We start from the raw sequence: 1,350 nt of genomic DNA, 5'->3' as shown, positions 1-1,350 counted from the left end.
ATTCACCACCCAAAACAACTGCGGGTCCAGGGAGGGCACCTCCCTGGCGGAGTCCAGAGGCGGAGCCTCTGGGGTTTTGTTTTGTGCTTTTGGCGCGCTTTTCACAACAAGCCGAGCGCTTTTTGCGTCGGCGCGGCGCGCCTAATGGAAGCAAGCTGTGCGGATTGGCGCGTTTTTTTGCGCCAATCCGCACAGCATCCCCATGGGGGTAGAGCTGGCGAGTCATCGCAAACCGGGTAGATTTGGCGAGCCAGCACCAACCCGAATAGTGACAACATATGTGGCTCTATCCCTTTTTTGCCGAGGCGCCCTCATTGGTCGGGCTTATCCCTCTTTTGCCGAAACTCCCCGGCAGCGCATGCGATAGCCTATGCCACGAATGGTCTCCAGCCGATGACCGGCACTGCCCAACTTTTCTCGCAGACGTTTGATGTTGACATCGACAGTACGCACATGCACCGTGGCATGGTCACCCCAAGCTTCGGCCAGCAGATTTTCTCTGGATTGGATATAGCCCTGTTTGGCCAAAAGGACAGACAGAAGATTAAATTCGATACTGGTCAGGGCCACCTCTTGTTCGTTGACCCACAATTGGTGGCGCTTTTTATCGAGACGGATCTCTTCGCAGAGCAGCAGGTGTGTGGTTTCGCTTTGTGGTGCCGGGGCGCCACGACGGAGGATGGCACGAATGCGCAGTAACAGTTCGCGCACATTGAAGGGTTTGACCACATAATCATCAGCACCCAGCTCAAAACCAATCACCCGATCGATTTCATTGCCTTTGGCGCTGAGAAAGATGATGGGCATCTGTCTGGTTCTGTCATTGGCACGCAGTCGATAGCAGACCTCGACGCCAGAGATGCCAGGCAGCATGACATCCAAGAGGGCCAGAAGAGGGGTCTCATGCTGCAGGGCCCATTGCAAACCCTCCTCTCCGCTTTGAAACGCCTGGGTTTGATAGCCTTCGCGGCGCAGATTATATTCCAGGACGGTCAGCAGTTCTGGTTCGTCATCGATGATGAGAATGTGCGACATTGCCAGAGTAGGCCCATGATGGCGTGGAAAAGCCGGTGCCGCCCAAGGGCGGCACCGGCGAGAGAGAAAAATGGTTTTTTAGCTCAGTTGCACAACCACACCGTGCAAGACGGTGCCGGCGTCAGCAATTTGCCGTCCACAGAGATGGATGTGGCGATAGATCTCACGACGTTTGAGAATATCGACAATCTTTTTCATCGCCTCTTCTTTGGCGCCAGGAGCGTCGGATTGCAAGGATTTTACCGAATCCTCGATATTGTACAAAGCGGCCAAGGCGCGGCGGTAAGTTTTGTCGATGGAGAGGTGAACCTTGGA

At 54.8% G+C, this 1,350-nt stretch carries 1 protein-coding gene and 1 pseudogene; both read right to left on the bottom strand.

The window, feature by feature from the left end; translation table 11 throughout:
* Positions 1 to 324: 324 nt before the first annotated feature.
* Positions 325 to 1,035 (bottom strand): response regulator transcription factor, encoded by a 711-nt coding sequence (locus EJP87_RS16535; RefSeq protein ID WP_130472937.1) that lies wholly within the window; start codon positions 1,033 to 1,035, stop codon positions 325 to 327.
* Positions 1,036 to 1,113: 78 nt separating this feature from the next.
* Positions 1,114 to 1,350 (bottom strand): annotated as a pseudogene (locus tag EJP87_RS18170) (hypothetical protein); the annotation flags it as partial.

Origin of the sequence: Candidatus Magnetaquicoccus inordinatus (genome assembly GCF_004217665.1) — a bacterium.
Taxonomy (GTDB): Bacteria; Pseudomonadota; Magnetococcia; order Magnetococcales; family Magnetaquicoccaceae; genus Magnetaquicoccus; species Magnetaquicoccus inordinatus.
This window is presented reverse-complemented; position numbering and strand designations above follow the sequence as displayed.

Coding starts and splice junctions, on each gene's coding strand:
- EJP87_RS16535 (WP_130472937.1), bottom strand. CDS start 1,035: ATGTCGCACATTCTCATCATCGATGACGAACCAGAACTGCTGACCGTC.